The sequence below is a fragment of the Alkalilimnicola sp. S0819 genome, assembly GCF_009295635.1.
Classification (GTDB): Bacteria; Pseudomonadota; Gammaproteobacteria; order Nitrococcales; family WHIW01; genus S0819.
Genome location: NZ_WHIW01000019.1, coordinates 1 through 24,862, shown reverse-complemented (window position 1 = coordinate 24,862; position 24,862 = coordinate 1). Strand labels below are relative to the sequence as shown.

Here is a 24,862-nt window from a genome sequence, read left to right as displayed (position 1 = left end):
CGGGATCCAGCAGCCAGAGGTAATTGGCCGCTTTGTTCAGAAAGTGGCTATCGATGTCACTCCTCCGGTTAGACTGGGCGCCACATTCACGGGAGACGTTTTATGGTCACATCCATCAATGGGGGCCGCGGGCGCCAGTCCGGACCACCGGACCTGTCCGCTGCGCTGCAAAAGTTCATCCGCTCGCTTCGCGGTCGTGGGGGCGGCGGCGGCAAGGCGCGCTTCGGCCTCATCGCCCTGCTCATTGGCCTGGTGGCTCCGTGGGCGGCGCTGACCAGTTTCTACACCGTGCAACCCGAGCAACGCGCGGTAATCAAACGCTTCGGCGAGGTGGTGGGCATCACCGATCCCGGCCTCCACTTCAAGCTCCCCTTCGGCGTGGACCAGATCCAGCGCGTGGCCACCGAACGGGTGCTCAAGCAGGAATTCGGTTTTCGTAGCAGTGGCACCCGCGTCAGCGGACGCACCGCTTATTCCGCGAGGAATTTCGAAAGCGAGTCGCTGATGCTCACCGGTGATCTGAACATGATCGATGTGGAATGGGTGGTCCAATACCGCATTCAGGATCCGATCAAGTTCCTTTACGAAATCCGCGAACCCACCCGCACCCTGCGGGATATCTCCGAATCCGTCATGCGACGCATCGTTGGCAATATGCTCGGCTCGGAGGTGCTCACCATCGGTCGCGTGGAGATACAGAAGCAGGCCACCCGGGAAATCCAGGAAATTCTCGATGGCTACGATTCCGGCATCCGCATCAGCACCGTGGAAATGCAGGACGTAGTCCCACCGCCCGCCGTGCGGCCGGCCTTCAATGAAGTCAACGAGGCGCGCCAGGAACGCGAGCGCATGATCAACGAGGCGCAACGGCAGGTGAACTCGCAAATCCCCAACGCCGAAGGCTCGGCCTTGCGCACCATTGCCGAGGCTCAGGGCTACGCAACCGAACGGGTCAACCGGGCGCGAGGCGAGAGTGCCCGCTTTTCCGCCGTGCTGCGCGAGTACCGCCAGGAGCCGGAAGTGACCCGCTCTCGGCTCTATCTGGAAACCCTCGGCGAGGTATTGCCGACCATCGGCCAGGTACTCGTGGTTCAGGACGGCCAGCTGAGCCCCCTGCCTTTGCTTGACGTCAACCGCCAGGCCAACCGCAACACCGGAGCTGCGCGATGAAGACCACCCTTTTCGGCATCCTGATCGCGCTGGCCGCGGCGTTTGGCTCATTCAGCCTGTATACCGTGGACGAGTCCCAGCAGGCGATCATCGTGGAATTCGGCGATCCGGTGGGTGACGTGATCACCGAGCCCGGCCTCAAGATCAAGCTGCCCTGGCAGGAGGTACGTCGCTTCGACAAGCGCCGCTTGGTCTGGGACGGCGATGTGACGCAGATTCCGACCCTTGGCCGGGAGTTCATCCTGGTGGATACCACGGCCCGCTGGCGCATCGCGGACCCGCTGCGGTTTCTGACCAGCGTGCGGGATGAAGCCGGCGCGCGTACCCGGCTCGACGACATCATCGATTCGGTGGTCCGGGACATGGTGTCGGCCACCGAACTCGAGGAAATCGTGCGCTCTCGCGACTGGGAAGTGGATGTGGACGAACTTGAGGATCCGGCCCTGGCCGAGCGGGACGACGTCAACCTGGAAAACCGCCCGCAACTGGGTCGGGAACGGTTGGAGGCGGAGATCCTGGGGCGCGCCCGCAGCTCCATGCCGGCGCTGGGCATCGAACTGGCCGATGTGCGTATCAAGCGGGTCAATTACATCGATTCAGTGCGCAAACAGGTGGAAAGCCGGATGATCGCGGAACGCCAGTCCATCGCCGAACGCTTCCGCTCCGAAGGCCGCGGCCGCAGTCAGGAGATTCTTGGCAATATGGAGCGCGAGTTGCAACGCATTCGCTCCGAGGCCGCCCGACAGGCGGAAGAAATTCGCGGCGAGGCCGATGCCGAGGCAACCCGCATCTACGGCGAGGCCTTCGGAGTAGACCCGGAGTTCTACGCCTTCTTCCGCACCCTGGAAAGCTACCGGGCGATTGGCGAGAACAGCACGCTCATGCTGCGCGCCGATTCGGATTTCTTCCGCTATCTGCAGGAAGCCCAGGCCCGCTAGCGCCGCGGCGGGATAGGACGAACGCGGCCGGCCCGCCCCGGGCCGGCCGCGGCAGTGGCAAAACCCAAGGGTGGAACCGTTGTCCCCGGGGCACGGGCCAGCGGGATCACCGCACGGGTAATCCGAGCCCATCCCCTGGCCTGCATACTTCCCCCGAACCCGGCGCGGGATTGCTCGCTACCGGACTCGACGGCCCCGCCGCCCGGCAACGCCATCCCGGAAAATCCTTGCTGCCAACCGGCCGACACTGCCCCGATCCGTGCCGTCCATGACCCAACAGGGCTCTGGGGCGGGCCTGGGAGCACCGCTGAGCACGCAGGCACCGGCACCCCGGGCCGAGGCTCTCGGTGCCAGCCGCCAGGGCTTTGGCCCCCCACGGCCTGCTCGGCACCATAGCCCAGACCACCCGGGCCTGTATCGGCCTCTCCAAAGCTTGATTTTCTGAGTGATCGTTTCCAGATAGTAGCCTGAAAATTGCCCGCCCTTTTCGGGATTGAAACCAGCGCTGACCGCACCATAACCCTGGGCACACCACAACTAAGAAGGATTCACGCCAAGGATGGCCGATAAGTACCTCAAGAAGCTTGCGATCGTGTCCGCACTGTTCCTGCTGGGAGCAGCGGCGTTTGGCTATGGATATGGTGTCGAGCGTTTCGGCTGGTGGCCCCAGAGGCCGCTGGCAGAGATGGTCAAGGCCACGCGTTCGGTGGTGAAACACGGTCGCCTGCTCCCGTCCGGTCTGTACCGACGACCCCCGGAAGGCGCACCCCGGCAACGCGTGGTCGTGCACGATACCGAGGCGTTGAACGGTGGCTATTACGTTTTCGTCGGTTGGGACAGCGACACTGATGGTTACGCGGCCTGGCTCTTCGATGAGAAAGGCCAACGCCTTCACAGCTGGCCCATCGATTACGCCTCCCTGGACCCGGATGGTCCGTCGGGCGGCTCGGATGCTCCCCACGGTTTCAAGATCCTCGCCGACGGCTCGATGCTGGTGAACTTCGACAAGGGAGACGTGATGGCGCGGCTCGATGCCTGCGGCAAACCGCTCTGGAAAAAGCACGGAGTGTTCCACCATTCCATCGAGGGGGCCGAAGACGGCAGCTACTGGACGTGGCAGGGAGACGGCACCGCCTACAGCCAGTACCAGTATCTGGTGAATTTCGACCCGGAGACCGGCGCCACCCGCCGCAAGCTGGGCTTGATCGAGGACATCATCCAGCCACTGGGAGAAGCGGCGGCAATCTTCGGCGTGCGTGCCGATCAGCCGTTCCTGCGCTCTGGCGGCGCGCCGTCCGATGAGCCGGACGACATCTTTCACCCCAATGACATCGACATCCTGAATACCGAGCTGGCGAAGCACTTCCCGAATTTCGCCGCCGGCGACCTGCTGATCAGCCTGCGCAACGCCCATTTGATCGCCGTCATCGATCCGGACAACGGGCAGACCAAATGGTGGAGCGCCGGGCCCTGGCGTTACCAGCACGACCCGGATTTCACCGAGACGGGTCGTATCTCCATCTACAACAACAACACCGACCGAAACCGCTCCGAGATCATCCAGATCGACCCCCGCACCAGGCAACTCTACAACCCCCTTGCCGGGGGCGGTCTTCACTTCTACTCCCATTCCATGGGCAAGCATCAGTACCTGCCGAATGGCAATGTGCTCATCGTCGTCCCGGGTGAAGGGCGAGTGGTGGAAGCCACGGAGAAAGGAGAAAAGGTCTACGAGTTCAATAACTTGATCTCGGGTTCCGAGCAATACAATGGTCACGTGGAGAACGCCGTTTGGCTGTCGGCGGATTTCTTCACGCAAACACCTACCTGCCCTAACTCACGCCCTGGCAAGGAGATCTAGCATGCCCAGACTGGCTATCGCCCCCGTGATCGTTCTGCTTCTCGGCCTGACTGGCCCCGCCGAGGCCTACGTTGGCCCCGGCCTCGGGCTGGGCGTGCTGGGCGCGCTGGTAGGCGCCGTCTTCGCGGTCCTGCTGGCCGTGCTCGGCCTGATCTGGTACCCGGTGAAAGGCCTGCTCAACAAGCGCCGGAAAGCCCCGCCCGGTGGCAAAGGCGATGCCGCGTGATCTACCTCGTGCTGGGGCTTATGTGTGTGGTCTTCGTCGAACTGGTGATCCGCATGGGCCTTTCCGGGCTGGCCCGCTCCATCATCGGCGAATCTCGTGAAGCGCTGGCTGTGATCGGCTCTCCAACGCTCTCCGACGACCAAAAGCAGGTCTCGGTGCGGCGCAGTGCCCTGACGCTGCTGGCGGCCTCCCTGAAAATGGGCGCCAAGCTGGTGTTGATCGCACTGGTACTGGGCGCCATCGGCGCCGGTGCCGCCCGGATGCTGGCGGTATCCGAACAGCAGATGTTCGCCAGTATGTTATCGCCCGTCGGCCTGTTGGCGCTGACGGTAGCAGGTCTACTTTACTTACGGATACGTCATGCCGTCCATCAACGCCTACAGCACGCTTGATCGCTTGCTGCACCACATTGCATTTTCCAGGCCGCTGGTCCAGAAAGTTCTTGGCGAGTTGGAAAGCGACCTGTTCCGAAACAGGATGCGCGGCATCCAGTCCGAACGCGAAGTGTTCGTCACCGGGCTGCCCCGTTCAGGCACCACCCTGCTGCTGGAACTGCTCTACGGCACCGGCGAGTTCGCCACCTTCACCTACCGGCAAATGCCCTTCGTGCTGGCGCCGCTGCTCTGGGATCGCTTGTCGCGGATGTTCCGCCGCAAGGCCCAGGCGCGGGAGCGCGCGCATGGGGACGGGATGCAGGTTTCCTTCGATAGCCCCGAGGCATTCGAAGAGGTGATCTGGCTCACTTATCTGCGGCAGGCTTTCGTGCGGGACGATCATTTGCTTCCCCTGCCCGCGGAGCAGGATCTCGGCCGCGGCGAGGACGCCCTGCGCGGCGTCATCAACAGGCTCATCGGCCTGGAGATGTCGCGACGAGGCACGCCCTTGCGCTATCTCTCCAAAAACAACGGCAACATCGGGCGCCTGGGCTTGTTGGCCCGCTTGTTCCCCGGTTCCACCATCCTGGTGCCGTTTCGCCATCCGGGCGCGCATGTGGCTTCGCTGATGCAGCAGCACGAGCGTTTCCTGCGCGAGCACCGCCAGGATCGCTTCTCCCGGCACTACATGCGCTGGTTGGGCCACTTCGAGTTCGGGGCCGACTTCAAGCCTGTCAATTTCGACGGCTGGCTTGACGGGCGCACAGGGTCGTCGCGGCCGGATCCCGGGTTCTGGCTCGCCTACTGGACGGCAGCCTACCGCCATGCCTTGAATTCCCGCCCCGAAAACGTGGTCTTCGTCGACTTTGACGAGCTATTGCGCGGCGGCGCGCCGGCGCTCGCGAGGCTCGCCGAGCACCTGGGTCTGCAGCGCAGCGAAGCATTGCAAGCCAGCGCCGAAAGCCTGCGGGCGCCAACCAGCACACCGCTGGACGCCGCCAGCTGCCCGACGGCCGAATGGCAGGCAGCGCAGAGCGTTCACCAGCAGTTGGTGGCCCTCGCCGCTGAGCCCCGTCCAGCGACAGTGCCGCTCACGGCCAACCCCGCGTCCAGTCGCGGAGACGCCGCCGCCACAGCCGATGCGGCCCTGCTCTGAGGCCGCGACATGCTCCCGCAAGGGGCGATTGGAACAGCGATTATTGCCTGCGGTGCTGTACCCGGCACCACGCAGAAGATCGGAAAGCCGGCGGTGGTGACCAGATACCAGCCGCCGAAATACTCAGTGGCGAATCCCACGCCTGTTATCAACAGCGCCCACCATGACGCATGGAATCCGGCGGGCTACACGACGACGGCAACAGCTGCCTGGTTACCGTGCCCTGCTTCATGGCGCGGGCCCCGCGCGACGCGGCGTTATCCTCTTCGGCACCGGACAGGCTGAAGGATGCCACCGCACAGTTGATCAAGGGCGGCCGTGCCGGGCCACCCCGATATGGATCCCACGGGCGACTAGACCACGCCCTGCTCCAACATCGCATCCGCCACCTTGACGAAGCCGGCGATGTTGGCCCCATCCAGGTAGTTGATGTACCCCCCTTCGGAGGCGCCGTAGTGCGCGCACACGTGATGGATGGATTGCATGATGGCATGCAGCTTTTCGTCCACCTCGCCGTCCGTCCAGTACATGCGCAGGGCATTCTGGCTCATCTCCAGCCCGCTCACGCTGACGCCGCCGGCATTGGAAGCCTTGCCCGGTGCATAGAGGATGCGGGCCGCCTGGAACACGTCCACCGCGGCAATGGTGGACGGCATATTGGCGCCCTCGGCGACACAGAAGCAGCCGTTCTCCACCAGACGCAGCGCATCCTGGTCGTCCAGTTCGTTCTGCGTCGCGCAAGGCAGCGCGATGTCACAGGGGTAGCGCCACGGACGCTCGCCTTCGGCGAATTCGAAGCCGTAGAGCTCGGCGAACTCCCGCAGCCGGCCGCGGCGCACGTTCTTGAGATCGGCCAGCTCGTTCCACTGCTCCTCGTCCAGGCCGTCCGGCATGTAGACCGTGCCCTGGGAGTCGGACAGGGTGATCACCTTGGCACCGAACTCCAGCGCCTTGGCGGCCGCGAACTGCGCCACGTTGCCCGAGCCGGAGATGGCCACCCGCAGACCATCGAGGTTGTTGTAGCGGGGCTTGATCATTTCCGCCACGAAGTAGATGAGGCCATAGCCGGTGGCTTCCGGGCGTATCCGACTACCACCGTAGCCAAAGCCCTTGCCGGTAATCACACCGGTGAAGGTGTTGGCAATCTTCTTGTACATGCCGTACATGTAGCCGATCTCGCGGCGGCCGACGCCGATGTCCCCGGCCGGCACGTCGATCTCGTGCCCGATGTGGCGATACAGCTCGGCCATGAAGGCCTGGCAGAAGCGCATGATCTCGCCATCGCTCTTGCCCTTGGGGTCGAAATCCGCCCCGCCCTTGCCGCCGCCCAAGGGCAGGCTGGTGAGCCCGTTCTTGAACACCTGCTCGAAGGCGAGGAATTTCAACACGCTTAGATTGACCGAGGGGTGAAAGCGCAGCCCGCCCTTGTAGGGGCCGATGGCGCTGTTCATCTGCACGCGAATGCCGCGGTTGACCTGGACATTCCCGGCGTCGTCCACCCAGGGCACGCGGAAGGTGATGATCCGCTCGGGTTCGACCAGCCGCTCCAAAAGCGCCTGATCGCGGTAGCGGGGATTTTCCTTCAGAAAGGGCCAGATGCTCCGCATGGCCTCTTCCACGGCCTGCAGAAATTCCGGCTGATCCGGATCTCGTTGCCGAACGAAATCGAGAAAATCGTTCAAATTTACGCTCACACTAAACCTCCCCAGCCCACGGCGAACGGCGCCAAAAAACCACGGCCAACCAGTTCGCCAACGCGACAAAGGCGTGCATATTAGCAGGTGATGGCGGCCGCTGTGCAGTTTGCATCACGGCGCGGCGGGCACGGCGGGCGCCGAGTTGCAGCCCGGCGCCTGGAAACGGCAGTGGTCAGCGGTGCGAAAATCACGGCCGCCTTTGCCGGCGCCGGAACCTGGGCAGGCTGCGGCGGCCTGAGATAAGCCCTTCTCCTGAAGAAGGTTTTTGCTCCACAGCCGCTGCGAACATCCGAAATTACCAGCCAGTGCACACCCCGGGCAGCGCGGGTGAGATTCCGCCGTTCACATCGGGCCAGGACGCGCGGTCGCGATAACGGGCCGCTCGTCCGGCTTGGGCGAAGGCGGGGGATCAATCGGGCGGAATACCGGGTGGCGCGTGATCTGACGCCCGCGCAAGCCCTGAGAGCGGGCACCCCGGGGGCGGCGCAAAGGCCGGCCCCGGAGCACTCCACGGGGGTGATCAGGCTTTAGCCGGCCGTAGCCGTGAGGATGTCGTTGAGTGTCTTGCTGGGGCGCATGACCCGCTTCAGGCACTCGCGGCTCGCATGGTAGTAACCATCCAGCTCCGCAGGCTTGCCCTGCACCTGGTTCATTTCATCGAGGATCTTCTGCTGGTTCTCCGCGAGCTGCTTGGCCAGGGGCGCGATTTCCGCGGCCAGCTCCGCATCCTCGGTCTGCTCGGCCAGGGCCTGCGCCCAATACAGGCCCAGCCAGAAGTGGCTGCCGCGGTTGTCCAGCTCACCGGTCTTGCGGGAGGGGGATTTCTCCTCTTCCAGCAGCCGCTCGGTGGCCTGATCCAGGTACTTGGCCAGCAGACGCGCCCGAGGGTTGTCCTGCTTCATGCCCAGCTCGTCCAGGGAAACGGCCAGCGCGAGGAATTCGCCCAGGGAATCCCAGCGCAAGTGGTTTTCTTCCAGCACCTGCTGCACATGCTTGGGCGCGGAGCCACCGGCGCCGGTCTCGTACATGCCGCCGCCGTTCAGCATCGGCACGATGGAGAGCATCTTCGCCGAGGTCCCCAGCTCCATGATGGGGAACAGATCGGTGAGGTAGTCACGTAGCACGTTGCCCGTCACCGAGATGGTGTCCCGACCGCGGATCAGACGCTCCATGGTACGGCGGATGGCTTCCTCGTACGTCTGGATTCGAATGTCCAGACCGTCGAGATCGTGCTCCTGCAGATAGCAGTTGACCTTCTTGATCAGCTCGATGTCGTGGGGGCGGTTGCGATCCAGCCAGAAGATGGCCGGGGTGTCGGAGTCGCGCGCGCGGTTCACGGCGAGCTTGACCCAATCCCGGATGGCCACATCCTTGGTCTGGCAGGCGCGCCAGATATCGCCCTCCTCCACGTCATGCTGCATCAGCACCTGGCCCTTGCTGTCCATCACCCGCATGGTGCCGTCGGCCTCCACTTCGAAGGTCTTGTCGTGGGAGCCGTATTCCTCGGCCTTCTTCGCCATCAGGCCCACGTTGGGCACCGAGCCCATGGTGGTGGGATCGAAGGCGCCGTTGGTCTTGCAGAAGTTGATCATCTCCTGGTAGATCTTGGCGTAGGTGCTCTCGGGCATCACCGCCTTGACGTCCTTGGGCTTGCCGTCCGGGCCCCACATCTTGCCGCCGTTGCGGATCATCGCCGGCATGGAGGCATCGACGATCACATCGCTGGGCACGTGCAGATTGGTAATGCCCTTGTAGGAATCCACCATGGCCATCTCGGGGCGGTGCTCGTAGACGGCGAGGATGTCGCGCTGGATCTCGTCGCGCTGGGACTGAGGCAGATCGGCGATCTTCTCGAACACACTGCTCAGGCCGTTGTTGGGATTCACCCCCAGCTCCTTGAAAAGTCCGCCCCACTTCTCGAACACGTCCTTGTAGTACACGGTCACGGCATGGCCGAAGACGATGGGGTGGGAAATCTTCATCATGGTCGCCTTGACGTGCAGGGACCACATCACGCCGGATTCCTTGGCATCCTCCATGGTGTCTTCGAAGAAGGCGCGCAGGGCCTTGCAGCTCATGCGCATGCTGTCGAAGATCTCGCCGGTTTCCAGATGCAGCTTCTTCTTCAGGGTGACTTCGCCGGCCTGGTCCACGAACTCGATGCGCACATCGCCGGCCTGGGCCATGGTGAAGGACTGCTCGGCGGAGTAGAAATCGCCGCCGCGCATGTAATCGGCGTGGGTGCGGGATGCCTTGGACCACACGCCCATGCTGTGGGGGTGCTTGCGCACGAAATTCTTCACCGCCTTGGGGGCGCGCCGGTCGGAGTTGCCTTCGCGCAGCACCGGGTTGACCGCGCTGCCCAACACCTTGCCGTAACGATCGTGGATGGCCTGCTCTTCCTCGTTACGCGGCTCTTCCGGGTACTCGGGCACGTCGTAGCCCTGGGCGCGCAGCTCCTTGATACAGGCGTAGAGCTGGGGCACGGAGGCGCTGATGTTGGGGAGCTTGATGATATTGGCGTTGGGCTCCTGGGTCAGATCGCCCAGAAAGGCCAGGCCGTCCTCCACCTTCTGGTCATCGCGCAGTTTTTCGGGGAAGGCGGCGAGCACGCGAGCGGCGAGGGAGATATCGGTGAGCTTGACGCAAATACCGGCCTTGCTGGTGAAAGTCTCCACGATGGGCAGCAGCGACCAGGTCGCCAACGCGGGAGCTTCATCGGTCAGGGTGTAATAGATCGTATTGGCTGTCTTCGTCATGATCTCACCGTCTTGCATGGCTGTTTAGCCAGGGGCCTTCGGCCTGAAGCGGCTTTTGGCCGCTCCGGGCGGAGCCGGGTTTAACAGATTGGGGTAACTCGCCGGGGCATTGTACGGGATTCCGCCACTTCTTTTCTCCCGTTACTTGTGTTGCGCTGCAACCGGGTACGCGCGCCGGGCTTGCCTTGGCGGCCCACGCCTGCTGCACTGGGCTTCCTGTCAGCCTAGGAAGCCCGACCATGACCCAGGACAGCTATATCCCCCCTCGTGTATGGCAGTGGGAGCAGGCCAGCGGCGGCCGTTTCGCCGGTATTAACCGCCCCATCGCCGGCGCCACCCATGAAAAGGCGCTGCCGGTGGGCCGCCACCCGCTGCAGCTGTACTCCCTCGCCACGCCCAACGGCGTCAAGGTCACGGTGATGCTGGAGGAGCTACTCGCCCGGGGCCATCAGGGCGCCGAGTACGACGCCCACCTGATCCGTATTACCGAGGGGGAACAGTTCGGCAGCGGCTTTGTCGCCGTGAACCCCAACTCGAAGATTCCCGCCCTGATGGATCACAGCGTGGACCCGCCCCGTCGGGTGTTCGAGTCCGGTGCCATTCTGCTGTACCTGGCGGAACGGTTCGGTGATTTCCTGCCCGGCGAAGACACGGCCCGCAGCGAATGCCTGAGCTGGCTGTTCTGGCAGATGGGCAGCGCGCCGCTGCTGGGCGGCGGTTTCGGGCATTTCTACGCCTATGCGCCGGAGAAATACGAATACCCCATCAACCGCTACGCCATGGAGGTGAAGCGGCAGATGGACGTGCTGGACCGGCACCTGGCCGAGCAGGACTACATGGCGGGCGGCGAGTACAGCATCGCCGACATGGCGATCTGGCCCTGGTACGGAGCCCTGGCGCTGGGGCGGCTGTATGACGCGGGCGAATTCCTGGACGTGGGCGGCTACACCCATCTACGGCGCTGGGCGGAACGCATCGACCAGCGGCCCGCCGTGCAGCGGGGGCGCATGGTCAATCGCACCTGGGGCGAGCCGGCGGAGCAACTCCACGAGCGTCACGAGGCCTCGGACTTCGAACGACGCACTCAGGACAAGCTGGAAGGCGGGGCGTAAGCCCCCTGCCCACTCCGCGCCCCGTAGGGGCGCCCGGCCGAAAGACGTTGATCGATTCCCCTGGGCCTCGGCAGCTGCCTGGTATGTCTCGGGCCCCAGGGGGCGGGCAATGCGGCCATCCGGTTTCCCGGGCGGAAACTGCGCGACCTCCTTAGTCCAGGCGCGGCCGATTCGCCAGGCGCTCCACAGGGCTTCCCAGCGCGGGGCGATGAAGGCACTATCGTGCGCCCGATGCTAACCACTGCGGGCTGGCGATGTTTTACCTGTTGGATCTTTTCGGTGTGATGGTCTTTGCGGTAACCGGCGCGCTGGCGGCCGGACGCAAGAACATGGATATCTTCGGCGTGCTGGTGCTCGCGGTGGTCACCGCCCTGGGCGGCGGCACCCTGCGCGACATGGCCCTGGGGGCGACGCCGGTGTTCTGGGTGAACGACCCGGCCTACCTGATCGCCGCCACCGTCGCCGCCGTGCTCACGGTGCTGGGCGCGCGCTGGGCCGCCCGCCCCCGCCGACTGCTGCCCTATGCCGACGCCGTGGGGCTCGCCACCTTCACGGTGTTGGGCACGGGCAAGGCGCTGGCGTTGGGGGTGGCGCCTGAGATCGCGGTGATCATGGGCGTGATGAGCGGTGTGGTGGGCGGAATGGTCCGCGATGTGCTCTGTGGCGAGGTGCCGCTGGTGCTGCGCAAGGAGCTCTACGCCACGGCCGGATTTGCCGGCGCGCTGGTGGTCGTGCTGATCGGCCGTGTGCTGGAAGACCCCAACCTGGCCAGTTGGCTGGGAGCACTGACGGTGCTGGTCCTGCGGGTGGCGGCCATACGCTGGCATTTGTCGCTGCCGGTGTTCACTCACCAGGAGCCGCACTAGGGAAACACCCCTTGGACCCCAAGGGCCTCAGGCGCCCAGCTCACACCCCGCCTGCTGGAGAAGCGACAGCGCCGGCCCCTCGCGAGCCGCGGCGCCACCGTTCGGACCCGTGGATGCCCCCGGAGAGAGGCTGCGCCCCCGTACTAGCTCACTCAGCCGGCCAATCAGCCCCTTCCAGGCCCTCAATGAAGCGGTTCGCCTCCGCGATGGCCGTGTTCATGTCCTCGATCAGGCGCTGTATATCGGCTCGCACCGCATCGCGCTCGGTGCGCAAGGAGGCGATCGCCCTGGCATTGAGATTGTGCTTGAGGTACAGCACCCGGTCCTGGAAGACCGCCAGCACCGGCTCCATGCGCGACGCCGCGCGCTCCATGGCGCGCATCAACTCCCCGTAGCGTGCCCGGGTCTCCCGCAGGCGCCGTTCACTGTTCCGGCGCAGGCGCTGATCGCTGTAGAGGGCGAGCTCCCGCTCCCACTCATCGAACAGATCCTCGGCCACCCGGGCGACATCGTCAATGCGCTGGTCCACCTCCCGAGCGGCCGCCTCGCTGGCCTGGTATTCGCCTTTTAGCGTCCGGTAGACCGTTTCCAGCTCACCGCCATCGTAAGCGGTGGCGGCCAGGAACTGTTCCAGGGCGGACTCGAACCGCTCACGCGCCTGCTGCTGGGCATCCCGGGAGTCCTCCACCCGGTCCACCAGCAGGTCCCGCTTCTCGATGCCGAACTTCTCCAGGCTGCCGTAATAGACCGAGGAACAGGCACCCAGCAGCAGACTCAACAACACCAGGCCGAAGGTCTTTCTCATGGGCGGTACGCCTCCGCGCGGGCCAGATGCCCCGCCAGCAGCATAGTCACGGTATGCGGCTGCTCGAACACCAGGGCGTGCCCCGCCTCGGCCACCACCAGGTGCTCGGCGCCCGGGACGTGCTCGGCGATCAGGCGGCTGCATTCCGGCGGATAGAGCCTGTCCAGCTCGCCACTGACTACCGTGGTGGGGCATTGGATGCGAGGCAACTCCGGTACCAGACCTTGCTCGGCGAACTCCCGGAAGTTGGCCTTGTACAGATCGTGCTGTCCGGGCATGAAATCGGGCAGCGCCGCGGTGGCACGCACCATGCCCTCGCCCCGGGTGTTGATCAGCGCCGCGGCTTCGCTCAACACCCGCGGCGAGAACAGATCCGGCGCCATGCCACTGTACATGGCCGCCACATCGCCGGCGGCGGCGAAATCGTGCCAGTTGCGCACGATGCGCCGTGCCACCGGCGTGAAGCAGGCCGCGGTGGTCAGGGCCAGCAGCGAGCGGGTACGCGCCGGGTAATCGACGGCGAAGCGCATGCTGACGAACCCCCCATAGCTGGTGCCGCACAGGTGTGCCTGCTCGATCTGCAGCGCATCCAGCAGGGCAGCCAGATCGGCGGCGATATCGGCGAACCCGAACGGGGCGGAGGATCGCGCGGTACGCCACTGCCCCCGGTACTCCCAGCGCAACACGCCGTAACCCAGGCGCTGCAGCGGCTCCACTAGCCCGTCCCAGGACTCCAGCGGGCTCATGATGCCGTTGCTCAGCACCACCGTGCCCCGCGGCCCGGGACGATAGTCGTAGTGATGAAGAAGGCCCTGTAGCTCGATACTCGCCATCGCTGTCGCCTTTGTGTTTGCTGGTCTTTGGCGATCATCCGAAATGAGGGCGGCACAGGCAAGGGCGGGAATGCTGACCCAGGCGCGGGTGGTGCGGCACGGTAGCGGCTGCGCACGTTCAGGAGCTGACTGGCATGCGCTGCTTCGAGCCTGGGTCGGAATTCGAGCAATAGGCCGCTGGATGGCCCGCGCCGCCGGGCCTAATCCAGGATCACCAGATGATTGGGCAGCTCGTCCCGGTCATGGGTGGCGGGCAAGGCCTGGCGCAGCTGTTCGCCGCAGGCCTCTATGCAGGCGATGAATCCCTCGGCCGTACGCCCAGCGCGCACCCGCGCGGTGAACTCCGCCACGATCCGCTCCCAGACCGCGTCCTCCACCCGCTCGGCAACGCCCCGGTCCACCAGAATCTCCACGTAGTGTTCCAGCTCGGAGACGAAGATCAGCACCCCGCTGGCCCCGGCCGTGTGGTGCAGACCCTGCTCCAGGAATTGCCGGCGGGCCATATTGGCCCCACGCCAGTGGCGCACCGCACGGGGAATCAGCCGCGCGGCCAGGGGCGGCAGCCGGAACAGCAGCGCCAGCACGATGAACAGGCCCCACTGCAGCAGGGCCAGCCACTGGGCATTGAGCCAGCCGGGCAGGTAATTGATCGCCCCGGGCAGCACCAGCGCCAGCAGCCCCGCCCAGAGCAGCGGGATATAGGTGTAGTCGTCGGCGCTGCGGGCCAGCACTGTGACGAGTTCGGCATCGGTGTTTTGCTCGGCCAGCCGGATGGCCTCGGCGACCCGCCGCTGCTCCTGTTCACTCAACAAAGTCATCTGCTCGATCCTTTCCTTCGCTCACCAGCCGCCCGAGGCGCCACCGCCCCCGAAGCCGCCGCCTCCGCCACCAAAACCGCCCCCGCCGAAGCCGCCACCACCGAAACCGCCGCCCCGGTGGCCGCTGCGGCTCAAGGCAGAACCCAGCAGCACGGCACCGAGCAGGCCCCGCCCGCCGCCGCGCCCGAAGAGCAGCGGGAGAATGAAGAACACCAGCAGGAAGAACAGCGCGGGCGGGCGCCCGCCCCCCCTCTGCTCGCCCCCGCTTGGGGTGGCGCTTTCGGCCAGCTCCTCCCCGCCCAGCACCTGCAGCATGGCCAGTGCGCCATTGACGATGCCGGCGGTGTAATCACCCTGTTTGAAGGCCGGGGTGATGTAGCGGTTGATGATCAGCGAGGAGCGGGCGTCGGTGAGTCGCCCCTCCAGGCCGTACCCCACTTCGATACGCACTCGCCGCTCGGTCAACGCCACGATCAACAGGGCGCCGTTGTCCTCACCCGCCTGACCGATGCCCCAGTGTCGGCCCAGCTGATAGCCGTAGTCCTCGATGGGGTAGCCCTGCAGATCCTCCAGGGTCACCACCACCAGCTGTTCGCCGGTGGCCTGTTCATGGGCGGCGAATCGCTGGCTGAGCATTTCCTCGGTGGCGCGATCCAGCAACTCGGCCCGATCCACCACCCGGCCGGTGAGCGGCGGGAACTCTGGCTGCGCCTGGGCCAGAGCGGCAAAGAGCCCCAGCACCAGGGTCAGCAACGCCGCGGCGCTGGGGCTGAGGCGCCGAATCAAAACTTCACCTCGGGGGCCTGCTCGGCGTCGGGGCTGGTGGCCTGGAAGCTCTCACGCAGTTCCAGATCACTGTAGAGCAGGCTGTGCCAGATGCGGCCGGGGAAGGTGCGGATTTCCCGGTTATAGCGCTCCACCGCCTGGATGTAGTCCCGGCGCGCCACCGCGATGCGGTTTTCGGTGCCTTCGAGCTGGGACTGCAGGGCGAGGAAGTTCTGACTGGAGCGCAGCTCCGGGTAGCGCTCGGAAACCGCCATCAGCCGGCTCAGCGCGCCGCCAAGCTGGCTCTGGGCCTGCTCGAAGCGGGCGAGCTGCCGCGGATCTTCCAGGTCCGAAACGTCCAGCTGGATGGCGGTCGCCCGGGAGCGTGCCTCCACCACTTCGGTGAGCACCTGCTGCTCCTGGGCGGCGAAGCCCTTCACGGTCTCCACCAGATTAGGCACCAGATCGGCCCGGCGCTGATACTGATTCTCCACCTGGCCCCAGGCGGCCTTCACCTGCTCGTCGTAACCGGGAATGTTGTTGATGCCGCAACCGCTGAGTGCCAGCGTCAGGAGCAGCACGGCCAGCAGCGACAGGCGACGGGAATACACGGCAAGGGTCTGAGTACTCATGAAGTCCTTCTCGGCGTTGATGGCTAGGAAACGTCGACCGGCAGCGTGACGCCGACGGCGGCGCACCGCAAGCGGGGGGCCGCGCCGGTCCCGATCTCAGATGGGATAATCCCAGGCCCGAGTATAGATCGCCAAGGCATCGGCCTCGTTGAGCTCCCGCGGGTTGTTTACCAGCAGACGGGTCTGCCCCATGGCGTCGGCGGCCAGGCGCGGCAGATCCTCCCGGGTGATCTCCAGCGCACGCAGGCTGCGGGGAATACCCGCCTGCGCGGCCAGCTCCTCCAGCCCCACGATAAGCGCTTCGGCCCGGGCCGCCACGCCGCCGGCGCAGCCCGGCACCACCAGGCCCGCCAACTCCGCGTAGAGCGGCGCGGTTTCGGGCAGGTTGAAGCGCAGCACATGGGGCAGCACCAGCGCATTGGACAAACCATGGGCGATGTGAAAGATCCCCCCCAGCGGGTATGCCAGAGCATGCACCGCCGCCACCGGCGCGTTGGCGAAGGCCTGGCCGGCGAGCATGGCGCCCAGCAACATGCCTTCCCGAGCCTCGCGGTCCGCGCCATCGCGGCAGGCGGGCAGCAGGTTCCGGCTGAGCAGTTCGAGGGCCTGACGGGCGAGCATGTCCGAGACGGGGTTCTTGCGCAGCCGGCTGGTATAGGCCTCGATAGCGTGCACCATGGCGTCCATGCCGGTGGCGGCGGTGGCCTCGGCCGGCAGGCCCAGGGTGAGTTCCGCGTCCAGCAGGGCCAGATCCGCGTATAACCGCGGGGAAACCACCCCGGCCTTGGTGGTCGCCCCGGTGGTAACGATGGCGATGGGTGTGACTTCGGAACCGGTGCCGGCGGTGGTGGGCATCTGCACCAGGGGCAGGCGCGGGCCGCGCACCCGCCCTACTCCGTACATGTCCGACAGCGGCTGCCCGGAACCGGCCAGCACGGCGATGAGCTTCGCCACATCCATGGACGAACCGCCCCCCAGCCCCAGCACCAGCTCCGCACGGTGGGCTCGCGCCCGCCTCGCGGCGGCCAACACCACGGCCTCGGGAGGGTCGGCCACCACCTCGTCGATGATCTGCACCGCGAAACCTGCCTCGTGCAGACTGGTGAGCGCCGGATCCAACAGGCCGCTGCGGTGCAGGAAGCGGTCGGTCACCAGGCATAGGCGGCCCGGCGCGAACCGCGGCGCCAGCACTTCGCCCAGACGCCGAGACAAGCCGTATTCCATCAGCACCGAGGGTACGGTGTGAAACTCGAATTCCATCATCTCATCGCTCCCGGTAGTACAGCCGCATGGCGATGGGCGCGAACACCAGGGTGATCAACGCCGAGGCCAGCAACACCCAGCCTACAGCCTCGACGCGCAAGCCGCCGTTCATCAGGCCACGGGCGGCATCCGTGAGGTGCGTGACCGGGTTCACCGCCACCACCGCCTGCAACCAGCCGGGCATGGTGGCCGGGTCCACGAAGACGTTGCTCACGAAGGTAAGCGGGAAGAGCACCAAAAAGCTGGTGGTCATCACGGATTCCGGCGTGCGCACCAGCAAACCCAGAATGATCCACAGCCAGGACAGGGCCGAGGCGAAGACCAGCATCAGGGCGATGGCCAGCACCACCCCCGCCGGGCCGGTCTCGGGGCGATAACCCAGAATCAGGCCAACCACCATCACCACCGCCCCGGCCAGCGAGTAGCGCAGCAGATCCCCCAGCAGGGCCCCCACGATGGGCGCGGGCTGCCAGATGGGCAAGGAGCGGAAACGGTCGAACAACCCTTTCTGGATGTCGGTGTTCAAGCCCATACCGGTGTAGACGGTGAGAAACACGATGGTCTGCACCACGATCCCCGGCAGCAGGAATTGCAGATAGGCCGCGGTGGAACCGGCCAGGGCCCCGCCGAACAGGTAGGTGAACAGCACGGTCATCATGATGGGAAAGACCGCCACGTCGAAGAGCTGAAAGGGTACATGCTTGATCTTGAGCAGGGCCCGCCAGCCCAGGGTCAGCACCGCCGCCCCGACACCCGGTGGTGGCGGCCGCCCGGCGTGGCTCAAGACTCTTGGGGTTTTCCCGGTCTTCATGGTCTGGGCGCCTCCGAGCCGGGGGCCTGGGTACCGTGGCCGGTGAGAGCGAAGAAGACGTCGTCCAGGCTGGGCTGGGCCAGGGAGAATTCCGCCAGCCCCAGCTGACGCGCCTGCAGGGCGGCCAGGGCCCGGGGCAGATCCTGGTCGCGATTCACCCGCACCAGCAGGCTGCCGGCCTGTTCCCCATCCTGCGCCGGCTCGCCCAGCGCGTCGGCGAGCAGGGCCCGGGCCGCCTCCTGCTGCGCCGGATCCTGCAGGCGCACATGCAGGCGATGCCCGCCCACCGAGGCCTTCAGCTCCCGGCTGCTGCCCTCGGCGATCAGCCGGCCCTGGTCGATCACGCCCAGACGCTGGGCCAGCCGATCGGCCTCCTCCAGGTATTGGGTGGTGAGCAGCACGGTGGTGCCCTGGGCGGCGATCTCGCGCACCAGTTCCCAGACCTGGTTGCGGCTGCGGGGGTCCAGACCGGTGGTGGGCTCGTCCAGGAACAGCAATTCGCTGCGCACCACCAGGCTGGCGGCGATGTCCAGGCGTCGGCGCATGCCCCCGGAGTAGTGGCGCACCTGGCGCTTGGCGGCTTCCTCCAGGGCGAAGGCTTGCAGCAGTTCCGCGGCCCGCCGGCGCGCCGCGCGCCAACCGAAGCCCAGCAGTCGGGCCACCAGGATCAGGTTCTCGCGCCCGGTAAGATCCTCGTCCACCGAGGCATACTGCCCGGTCAGACTCACCCGGGCCCGCACCCTGGCCGCCTCGCGCACCACGTCATGGCCCAACACCCGGGCCTCGCCCCCGTCGGGCTTGAGCAGGGTAGCCAGCATCCGCACGGTGGTGGTCTTGCCCGCCCCATTGGGGCCGAGCAAGCCGTAGACCGTTCCGGCTTTCACCGCCAGATCGATCCCCGCCACCGCGGGCGTACCGGCAAAACACTTCTGAAGATTGCGGGTCTCTATGGCGAAACTCATGGGCTCCCTCACAGGGCGCGCAGCGTGGCGGCCGCGCGCGTTGGAGTGTGGCCATCCTTGGCAAAGCAGGCGCGCAGCCAGCGCGCCACCGGGAGGTGTCGGGAGAACACGGACGCGGGAGTGGTGGCGCCGCCGCTCCCGCGCGCCCGTCGCTCGGTGAGCCGCGTGTGCGGTTCATCGCTGATCCGGCTGTATTCCAGCAAGTGACTAAAAAGTGCCGGCGGCGGGGCTGAATTCAAAGCGTAGCCTGGCGGATGGGCGCATAAATGGTCTCGTTCGGCCTGCTGAAAAGCGACCCCTTGCCGCGGACGCACCGCCGCCCTGGGCAAGCCGGCGGCCAGGGTGCGCTGAATGGAGGGTTTGTAGCGGGAGGGGGCGTACGGGTTGTGCCGGGCGGCCAGCCGGGACAGAACGACGAAGAGGGTGGCACCCTCGCGGGGCAGTTCGCTGACGATACTCAAGGGCCTACTCCGCGGCGAACAGATGCTCCGCCAATGCCTGTACCTGGGCCTGACGCTCTCGCTGCTCGAGCCGCGGCGCGGCGCTCAGCGAAGACCATTGCGGATGGGCCCTGGCGCGCTTGAGCGGCGCCGGCAGTCGCCCCTGCCGCCAGCGCTCGTCGGCGGCCGGCGGGGGCACGGCCAGCGCGCCCTGGGCGGCATGGCCGCGTGCCTCCAACGCCCGGAGCAGGGCCTGCTGGCGCAAGGCCAGCACCCGCAGAACCGGGTCTTCAACGCTCAACACCCGCTCGCCCCGCAGCTTGCCCAAGGCCCCTGCGCCCAAGCGCCTGGCCGCCTCCGCACCACCCCCGAGCAGCGCACCGGTCAGGGTGCCCGTGCCCAAGCTCGCACCCACCGTCATCAGATCAAAGCCGACCCCCGCGGCCGCTCCGGCCATCGCGCCGCCACCAATGCCCAAGCCGAAGGCCTTGAGCGTGTCCGGATGAAACAGATCCTCGTCCCAACGCCCTCGGGAGAGAGGCAATTCCTCCCCGGCGGTCTTGGTGGCGCTGAAGCGATACAGGCGCAACAGGGCGTCGACGCAAGCCTGCTCACGGCCGCGCACCTGATCGCGCAGTTCGCCCAGCGCCGCTTCAACCGCGGACGCTTGCGGGGGCACGCGGCGCCGCAGAGCCGCCACGTCAATGAGCAGCTCGGCCACCAGATGGCGGGCGCTGTGGCGTCGCGCTACGGCCTGCTCCGCGCGGTCCCGGGCAAGGCGGCGCAGCTGGGGCGCGGCATGCTCCAGCATCAGCGCCAGACTCTGGTAGAGCCGCTGCTCGCCATCCAGCGGCGGGGTCACCGAATCGAACGACAGCGAGGCGTGCAGGCCCCGCCGCGCCAAACCCTCCCGCCAGGCGCGGGCATCAGCCTCGGGCGCCGCGACGAAATTGAGCAGGGCGAATATCGGCTTGCCACACAGCGCCAGCACTTCCAGTTCATCCAGATATTTCGGCAGCAGCGGTTCCCGGGCGTCGATGACGTAAAGCCCGGCGTCGGAGGCCAGCAGTTGGCGAATAACCTTCGCTTCCTGCTCGAAGCGACCGCGGGCTTCCGGCCCGTCGAGAAAGCGCCGCAGCCAGGCCGGACCGTCCGGCCGTTCCCCCGGCGCCTTGAGCTGGTCCAGGTAATCCAGCAAGGCCATGGCATCTTCCAGCCCGGGTGTGTCGTGCAGGCGCAGCAGGGTCTCCCCGTCCACCTGCAAGCCGGCGGCCTCCACATGGCGGGTGGTGCTGGCCCGCGCCGACACCTGGCCAAAGCGCTCGTTGCGGGTCAGGGTGCGCAGCAGCGAAGTCTTGCCCACATTGGTGTGCCCCACCACCGCCAGATCCACCACCGCGCCGCGGCCCGGCTCAGTCATGGGCGGCTCCCAGCCAGTCCATGGGCAGCGCCTCCGCCACCTCCAGCCCCAGCGCCTGCAAGGCCTCGAGCCACTCCTGCCGACGCCCGGGCGATGTGTCCGCCGGCCGCGTCAGCAACCACACCCGGCTCGCCTGCGCCGAACGGGCCAGCTCGGCAATGAAGCCGAGGGTGCCTCGGTCCACCGAGCGACGAGGGTCGCAGGCGATCAACAGCCGTGCCGGCGGATGTCGGGCGAAGGCCTCCAGCAGCGCTCGCCGCTGGCTGCGACTATCCGCACGGCCGGCATCCAGCGCAGCGGCCGACGGCGTCGGCGGCCAGGGCAGATCGGTGCCGAGTTCCACCGCCAGCATGACCGCCCCCTCGCCCGCCGGGCCAGCGTCAATGGCGGGCCTGGAAGCCGCCCAGGCGGGCGCCGGGTCGCTGACACCCAGCCGGGTGCTGCCCGAGTCGAGCCGATCTCGCAGCAATCGGTACTCGGGCAGGGACAGATCCAGCCCCAGACGGGCGAGTCCCCGCCGCCAGGGCCAGTAGCAGATCATCAGCAGCAGCAAGCGCGGCATGAAGCCAAAGCAGAACAGGGCCCCCAGCAACCAGCCGGCCCAGGCCTGACGCGCGGCCTCGCCTGCCCCGCCGCCTGCCCCGATGCTCCGCACGGCCTCGGCATCCGGCAGCGGAAAGCCCAGCCAGGACGGCAGGCTGCCTACCACACGGGTAAAGACGATGAAGTCCTCCACGGACAACAGCGTGGTCTCCCAAGTGAAGGTGTAACTGCGCGCGGAGAACAGCAGCAACAGACTGAACAAGGCGGAGAGCAACAACAGGCACCAGAAACCCTGCACCAGCAGCCCGAAGCCCCAACGCGCCAGCCCGGCCCGGCCCAGCAGGCTTGCCAAGGCCGGGCCCAGGTGAGCGGCGCGCCCCTCCCGCGCCAGCCAGGCGCTGGCGCGCAGCCACAGCCCACCGAGCACGCCCGCGCCGCCACCGCCATGCAGGCTCGCGAACCAGAGCAGCAGGTTGACCAGATTGAGCCCCAGCAGGCTACCCAGGGCCCAGAACACGTTCACCGGGTATCCGCCATCTCCCAGCGCCGCGAAGGCGAGGGTCGCGCCGGAGAACACCGCGAAGGCGAGCAGGAGCAACAAGGCGAGCGCGCTCCCCTGGCGCCACTGTCGCAGCGCCGCCAGCAGCCCGTCGCGCTCGCCCAGAACCTGAGCGCGGCAAAGGATGCGCGCCTGCAGATCACCGCCCGCCGCCCGGGCCCGACGGTTCGCCTCGCCATCGTCCAGCAGACCGGCGTGCGCCTCGGTGAGGCGCACGGCTTCGGCCAGCCACAGCTGCTCCAGGCGGGTCGGGGCGGTGGCTCGGGTGCTCAAGGGATCGCGCCGTCTCGGGGCTAGGCGCCCATGACGTATTGCAGGATCTCGACCACCTGGGCGGGCTCGGCGGCCGTGGCCAGGGCGGCGGCGTCTACCTCTTTCAGGGCGTGGTTGTGTTCCTCGTCATGCAGGGTAATCAGCGCCTTGCCCAAGGCCGAGGCATAGCCGGCATCGAAGGCGGCGTTCCACTGCTTGTACTTGGGGCCGAAACGCACCACCACCACGTCCGCCTCGCGGATAAGGGTCTGGGTGCGGATGGCGTTCACGCCGGCGCCCTTGCGATCTTCCCAGAATTTCTTCTCTTCCTCGCCGAGGATACGCACACCACACAGGTCGCTGGCCTCATGGTCGGTAACCGGGGCGTCGAATCGGATATCCAGGCCTGCCTTCCGGCAGCCGTCCATGATCTGCTCACGCCAGTCGGTGTGAATCTCGCCGGAAAGATAGACCTTCCACTGTCGGCTCATCGGTATTCTCCTGAATCAAGGGTTAATCCACTGAAGGGGCGGCTCATGGCCGCAATTGTTCCTGGGCGGGGAACAATTGCGGCCATGAGCCGCCCCTTCAGGGTTGTGTGGACACAGAGCCTAGCATGACCCGCTCAGGTACCGCAGAAGGTGCGGACCACCTGCTCTTCGGCTCGGGCCGGCAGGGCGTAAGCCTCCAGGCCGGCTTGCTCCTCGAAGGGCGCGGCCAGTACAGCGCGCAGGGCCTCAAACGGTGCGTAGTCGTCCTTCTGCGCCGCCTGGATCACCCGTTCCACCTGATGGTTGCGGGGAATATACAGCGGGTTGGTCCGGCGCATGCGCCCTGCCCGGCCTTCCGGATCGCCGGCGTCCGCCACCAGCCGCTCGCGCCAGCGCGGCAACCAGGCCCGCAGCGGCTCGGCATCCTGCGGGCAAAGGGCCAGCAGCGCCTCGTCCGCGGCGGAGGATGCGGCACAATCGGCGAGCAGGCGGAAGCTCAGGGTGAAATCCGCGCCGCCGGCGCGCAGGGCTTGCAGAAAGTCCTCGGCGAGCGCGGCATCTTCCACCCATCCGCCTCCCAGGCCGAGCTTGTCACGCATTACACCCAACCAGGCCTCCCGGTACTGCGACGGGAAGGCCTCGATCACCGCGGTGGCCTGTTCGATCGCCCGTTGCGGGTCCTCGTCCATCAACCCCAGCAGGGTCTCGGCGAAGCGGGCCATGTTCCATTGCATGATCTGTGGCTGATTGCCGTAGGCATAGCGGCCCTGCTGGTCGATGGCGCTGAACACCGTGGCCGGGTCGTAGGCCTCCATGAAGGCACAGGGGCCGTAATCCAGGGTCTCACCGGAAATGGCGGTGTTGTCGGTGTTCATCACCCCGTGGATGAAACCCAGCCCCATCCAACGGGCCACCAAGGCGGCCTGGCGCCGCTGCACGGCTTCCAGCAGTGCCAAGGGTCGTTCGCTTGCGGGCCGCTCCGCCAGTTCCGGGTAATGCCGGGCTATGACGTGCTCCACCAGCAGCGCCAGGGCCTCCTGATCGCCGCGGGCGGCGAAGTACTCGAAGGTGCCTACCCGGATGTGACTGGCGGCGACGCGCGTGAGCACCGCGCCGGGCAGCAGGCGCTCGCGCACCACGCCCTGCCCCGTGCTCACCGCCGCCAGGGCCCGGGTGCTGGGCACGCCCAGCCGATGCATGGCTTCGCTGACCAGGTATTCTCGCAACACCGGCCCCAGCGGCGCGCGGCCGTCCCCGCCCCGGGAAAAGACGGTACTGCCCGAGCCCTTGAGCTGGATATCCCGCAGCCGCCCGGCCCGGTCGGTGACTTCGCCGAGCAGCAGCGCGCGGCCATCGCCCAGCTGCGGGACGAAGTTGCCGAACTGGTGGCCGGCGTAGGCCTGGGCGATGGGCTGGGCGCCGGGCGGCAACCGGTTACCGGCGAACAGCGCCGCCGCCTCCTCGTCACCGGGCCAGGCGGCCAGATCGAAGCCCAGTTCCTCGGCGAGCGCCCGGTTGAAGGCGATGAGCCGCGGCTGATGGGCGGAGTCCGGCTCGGCGGGGGCGTAGAAGCGCTCCGGCAAGCTGCTGTAACGGAGGGTGAACTCGGGAAACATCGGCGCTCCGGGCTGTGGCGTGCGGGAGATCCGACCATGGTAACGCCTGCGCGGCCTCGCAGGCGATGACGCTCAATCCAGCTCGACCCGGTAGAAGGCGATCCGGCCGGCAATGGCCTGGAGTTCGGCAGGCGGCTGATCGTATCGCCAGGCGATATCCGTCCGACCACCGAAGGAGTAATAGCGGGCGTCGCCCTTGTAGGGGCAGTGGGTCACGGTGTTGGAGGAGGTGAGCAGGTCCAGGCGTACATCCTCCGCCGGCAGGTATTGGCGCGGCGGGTAACCGCCTTCGCGCAGTTCCATGGCGCGGGTCGTGTCGGCGAGCACCGTGTCGCCCGCGCGAACACGGACCCGCCGCGGTTGGGGGCTTAGGGAAGCGCTGATCAAATCAGCGATCCAGCACAAATTGCTCAAAACATGACCGCTCGGGCCGTTTTTGGCCCTGAATACGGTGTTTTTACGCCATTTCGGCCCCGATCCGCCCCTTTTGGGC

General features: G+C 66.6%; 24 protein-coding genes. 8 read left to right on the top strand and 16 right to left on the bottom strand.

The features are described 5' to 3' along the window. The first annotated feature begins 102 nt into the window (after positions 1-102). From hflK to GBG68_RS12990, 6 genes are all read left to right on the top strand, one after another. The gene (gene hflK, locus GBG68_RS13015) at positions 103-1,170 is read left to right on the top strand and encodes an FtsH protease activity modulator HflK (RefSeq protein WP_152148053.1); all 1,068 of its coding nucleotides are present in this window, start codon (positions 103-105) and stop codon (positions 1,168-1,170) included. Then, a complete protein-coding gene (hflC, locus tag GBG68_RS13010; RefSeq protein ID WP_152148051.1) occupies positions 1,167-2,108 on the top strand; it encodes a protease modulator HflC in 942 nt (313 codons plus the stop codon). The genes hflK and hflC overlap by 4 nt, the downstream gene beginning before the upstream one ends. A 559-nt stretch (positions 2,109-2,667) precedes the next feature. Further along, positions 2,668-3,969: an arylsulfotransferase family protein gene (locus GBG68_RS13005; protein ID WP_152148049.1), complete on the top strand. Its 1,302-nt coding sequence runs from the start codon at positions 2,668-2,670 to the stop codon at positions 3,967-3,969. Position 3,970: 1 nt separating this feature from the next. Beyond that, on the top strand, positions 3,971-4,195 hold the full coding sequence (locus tag GBG68_RS13000) for a hypothetical protein (RefSeq protein ID WP_152148047.1): 225 nt from the start codon (positions 3,971-3,973) through the stop codon (positions 4,193-4,195). Continuing rightward, positions 4,192-4,587 carry a hypothetical protein gene (locus GBG68_RS12995; RefSeq protein WP_152148045.1) on the top strand — a complete coding sequence of 132 codons (396 nt, stop codon included), beginning with the start codon at positions 4,192-4,194 and terminating at the stop codon, positions 4,585-4,587. The genes GBG68_RS13000 and GBG68_RS12995 overlap by 4 nt, the downstream gene beginning before the upstream one ends. Further along, entirely contained in the window at positions 4,556-5,725 is a 1,170-nt protein-coding gene (locus GBG68_RS12990) for a sulfotransferase (protein WP_152148044.1), read from the top strand. Before GBG68_RS12995 ends, GBG68_RS12990 begins: the two co-directional genes overlap by 32 nt. Positions 5,726-6,078: 353 nt before the next feature. Here GBG68_RS12990 and gdhA read toward each other — a convergent pair whose 3' ends face one another. Both gdhA and GBG68_RS12980 read right to left on the bottom strand, forming a co-directional pair. After that, positions 6,079-7,419, bottom strand: a complete 1,341-nt coding sequence (gene gdhA / locus GBG68_RS12985; protein WP_152148042.1) for an NADP-specific glutamate dehydrogenase — start codon at positions 7,417-7,419, stop codon at positions 6,079-6,081. Between the two features lie 530 nt (positions 7,420-7,949). Further along, complete coding sequence (locus GBG68_RS12980) at positions 7,950-10,181, bottom strand: NADP-dependent isocitrate dehydrogenase (protein WP_152148039.1); 2,232 nt, start codon at positions 10,179-10,181, stop codon at positions 7,950-7,952. A gap of 239 nt (positions 10,182-10,420) precedes the next feature. Between GBG68_RS12980 and yghU the strand changes: the two genes are divergently transcribed. Both yghU and GBG68_RS12970 read left to right on the top strand, forming a co-directional pair. Next, positions 10,421-11,293 (top strand): glutathione-dependent disulfide-bond oxidoreductase, encoded by an 873-nt coding sequence (yghU, locus tag GBG68_RS12975; RefSeq protein WP_152148037.1) that lies wholly within the window; start codon positions 10,421-10,423, stop codon positions 11,291-11,293. A 254-nt stretch (positions 11,294-11,547) separates the two neighbouring features. Further along, on the top strand, positions 11,548-12,159 hold the full coding sequence (locus GBG68_RS12970; protein WP_152148035.1) for a trimeric intracellular cation channel family protein: 612 nt from the start codon (positions 11,548-11,550) through the stop codon (positions 12,157-12,159). 148 nt (positions 12,160-12,307) lie between these two features. Here the strand turns inward: GBG68_RS12970 and GBG68_RS12965 are convergent, their stop codons facing one another. The 14 genes from GBG68_RS12965 to GBG68_RS12900 all read right to left on the bottom strand — a co-directional run bounded on the left by GBG68_RS12965 (position 12,308) and on the right by GBG68_RS12900 (position 24,756). Next, positions 12,308-12,964, bottom strand: a complete 657-nt coding sequence (locus GBG68_RS12965; RefSeq protein WP_152148033.1) for a DUF2959 domain-containing protein — start codon at positions 12,962-12,964, stop codon at positions 12,308-12,310. Further along, complete coding sequence (locus tag GBG68_RS12960; RefSeq protein WP_152148031.1) at positions 12,961-13,797, bottom strand: alpha/beta fold hydrolase; 837 nt, start codon at positions 13,795-13,797, stop codon at positions 12,961-12,963. Before GBG68_RS12960 ends, GBG68_RS12965 begins: the two co-directional genes overlap by 4 nt. A 200-nt stretch (positions 13,798-13,997) precedes the next feature. Further along, positions 13,998-14,615 (bottom strand): TPM domain-containing protein, encoded by a 618-nt coding sequence (locus GBG68_RS12955; RefSeq protein WP_152148029.1) that lies wholly within the window; start codon positions 14,613-14,615, stop codon positions 13,998-14,000. Between the two features lie 21 nt (positions 14,616-14,636). Next, on the bottom strand, positions 14,637-15,401 hold the full coding sequence (locus tag GBG68_RS12950) for a TPM domain-containing protein (RefSeq protein WP_193323672.1): 765 nt from the start codon (positions 15,399-15,401) through the stop codon (positions 14,637-14,639). Further along, complete coding sequence (locus tag GBG68_RS12945) at positions 15,398-16,012, bottom strand: LemA family protein (RefSeq protein ID WP_152148027.1); 615 nt, start codon at positions 16,010-16,012, stop codon at positions 15,398-15,400. The genes GBG68_RS12950 and GBG68_RS12945 overlap by 4 nt, the downstream gene beginning before the upstream one ends. Before the next feature lie 96 nt (positions 16,013-16,108). Next, on the bottom strand, positions 16,109-17,275 hold the full coding sequence (locus tag GBG68_RS12940; RefSeq protein ID WP_152148025.1) for an iron-containing alcohol dehydrogenase: 1,167 nt from the start codon (positions 17,273-17,275) through the stop codon (positions 16,109-16,111). A gap of 1 nt (position 17,276) precedes the next feature. Beyond that, on the bottom strand, positions 17,277-18,086 hold the full coding sequence (locus tag GBG68_RS12935; RefSeq protein WP_152148023.1) for an ABC transporter permease: 810 nt from the start codon (positions 18,084-18,086) through the stop codon (positions 17,277-17,279). Continuing rightward, complete coding sequence (locus GBG68_RS12930; protein ID WP_152148021.1) at positions 18,083-19,048, bottom strand: ATP-binding cassette domain-containing protein; 966 nt, start codon at positions 19,046-19,048, stop codon at positions 18,083-18,085. Before GBG68_RS12930 ends, GBG68_RS12935 begins: the two co-directional genes overlap by 4 nt. Positions 19,049-19,056: 8 nt before the next feature. Further along, positions 19,057-19,509 (bottom strand): hypothetical protein, encoded by a 453-nt coding sequence (locus tag GBG68_RS12925; protein WP_152148019.1) that lies wholly within the window; start codon positions 19,507-19,509, stop codon positions 19,057-19,059. 4 nt (positions 19,510-19,513) lie between these two features. Beyond that, entirely contained in the window at positions 19,514-20,908 is a 1,395-nt protein-coding gene (locus tag GBG68_RS12920) for a DUF3482 domain-containing protein (protein ID WP_152148017.1), read from the bottom strand. After that, positions 20,901-22,283 carry a DUF2868 domain-containing protein gene (locus tag GBG68_RS12915; protein ID WP_152148015.1) on the bottom strand — a complete coding sequence of 461 codons (1,383 nt, stop codon included), beginning with the start codon at positions 22,281-22,283 and terminating at the stop codon, positions 20,901-20,903. Before GBG68_RS12915 ends, GBG68_RS12920 begins: the two co-directional genes overlap by 8 nt. A gap of 20 nt (positions 22,284-22,303) precedes the next feature. Further along, a complete protein-coding gene (locus GBG68_RS12910; RefSeq protein ID WP_152148013.1) occupies positions 22,304-22,753 on the bottom strand; it encodes a YtoQ family protein in 450 nt (149 codons plus the stop codon). 134 nt (positions 22,754-22,887) lie between these two features. Next, entirely contained in the window at positions 22,888-24,369 is a 1,482-nt protein-coding gene (locus GBG68_RS12905; RefSeq protein ID WP_152148011.1) for a protein adenylyltransferase SelO, read from the bottom strand. 72 nt (positions 24,370-24,441) lie between these two features. Then, a complete protein-coding gene (locus GBG68_RS12900; protein ID WP_152765805.1) occupies positions 24,442-24,756 on the bottom strand; it encodes a DUF427 domain-containing protein in 315 nt (104 codons plus the stop codon). Positions 24,757-24,862: the final 106 nt, after the last annotated feature.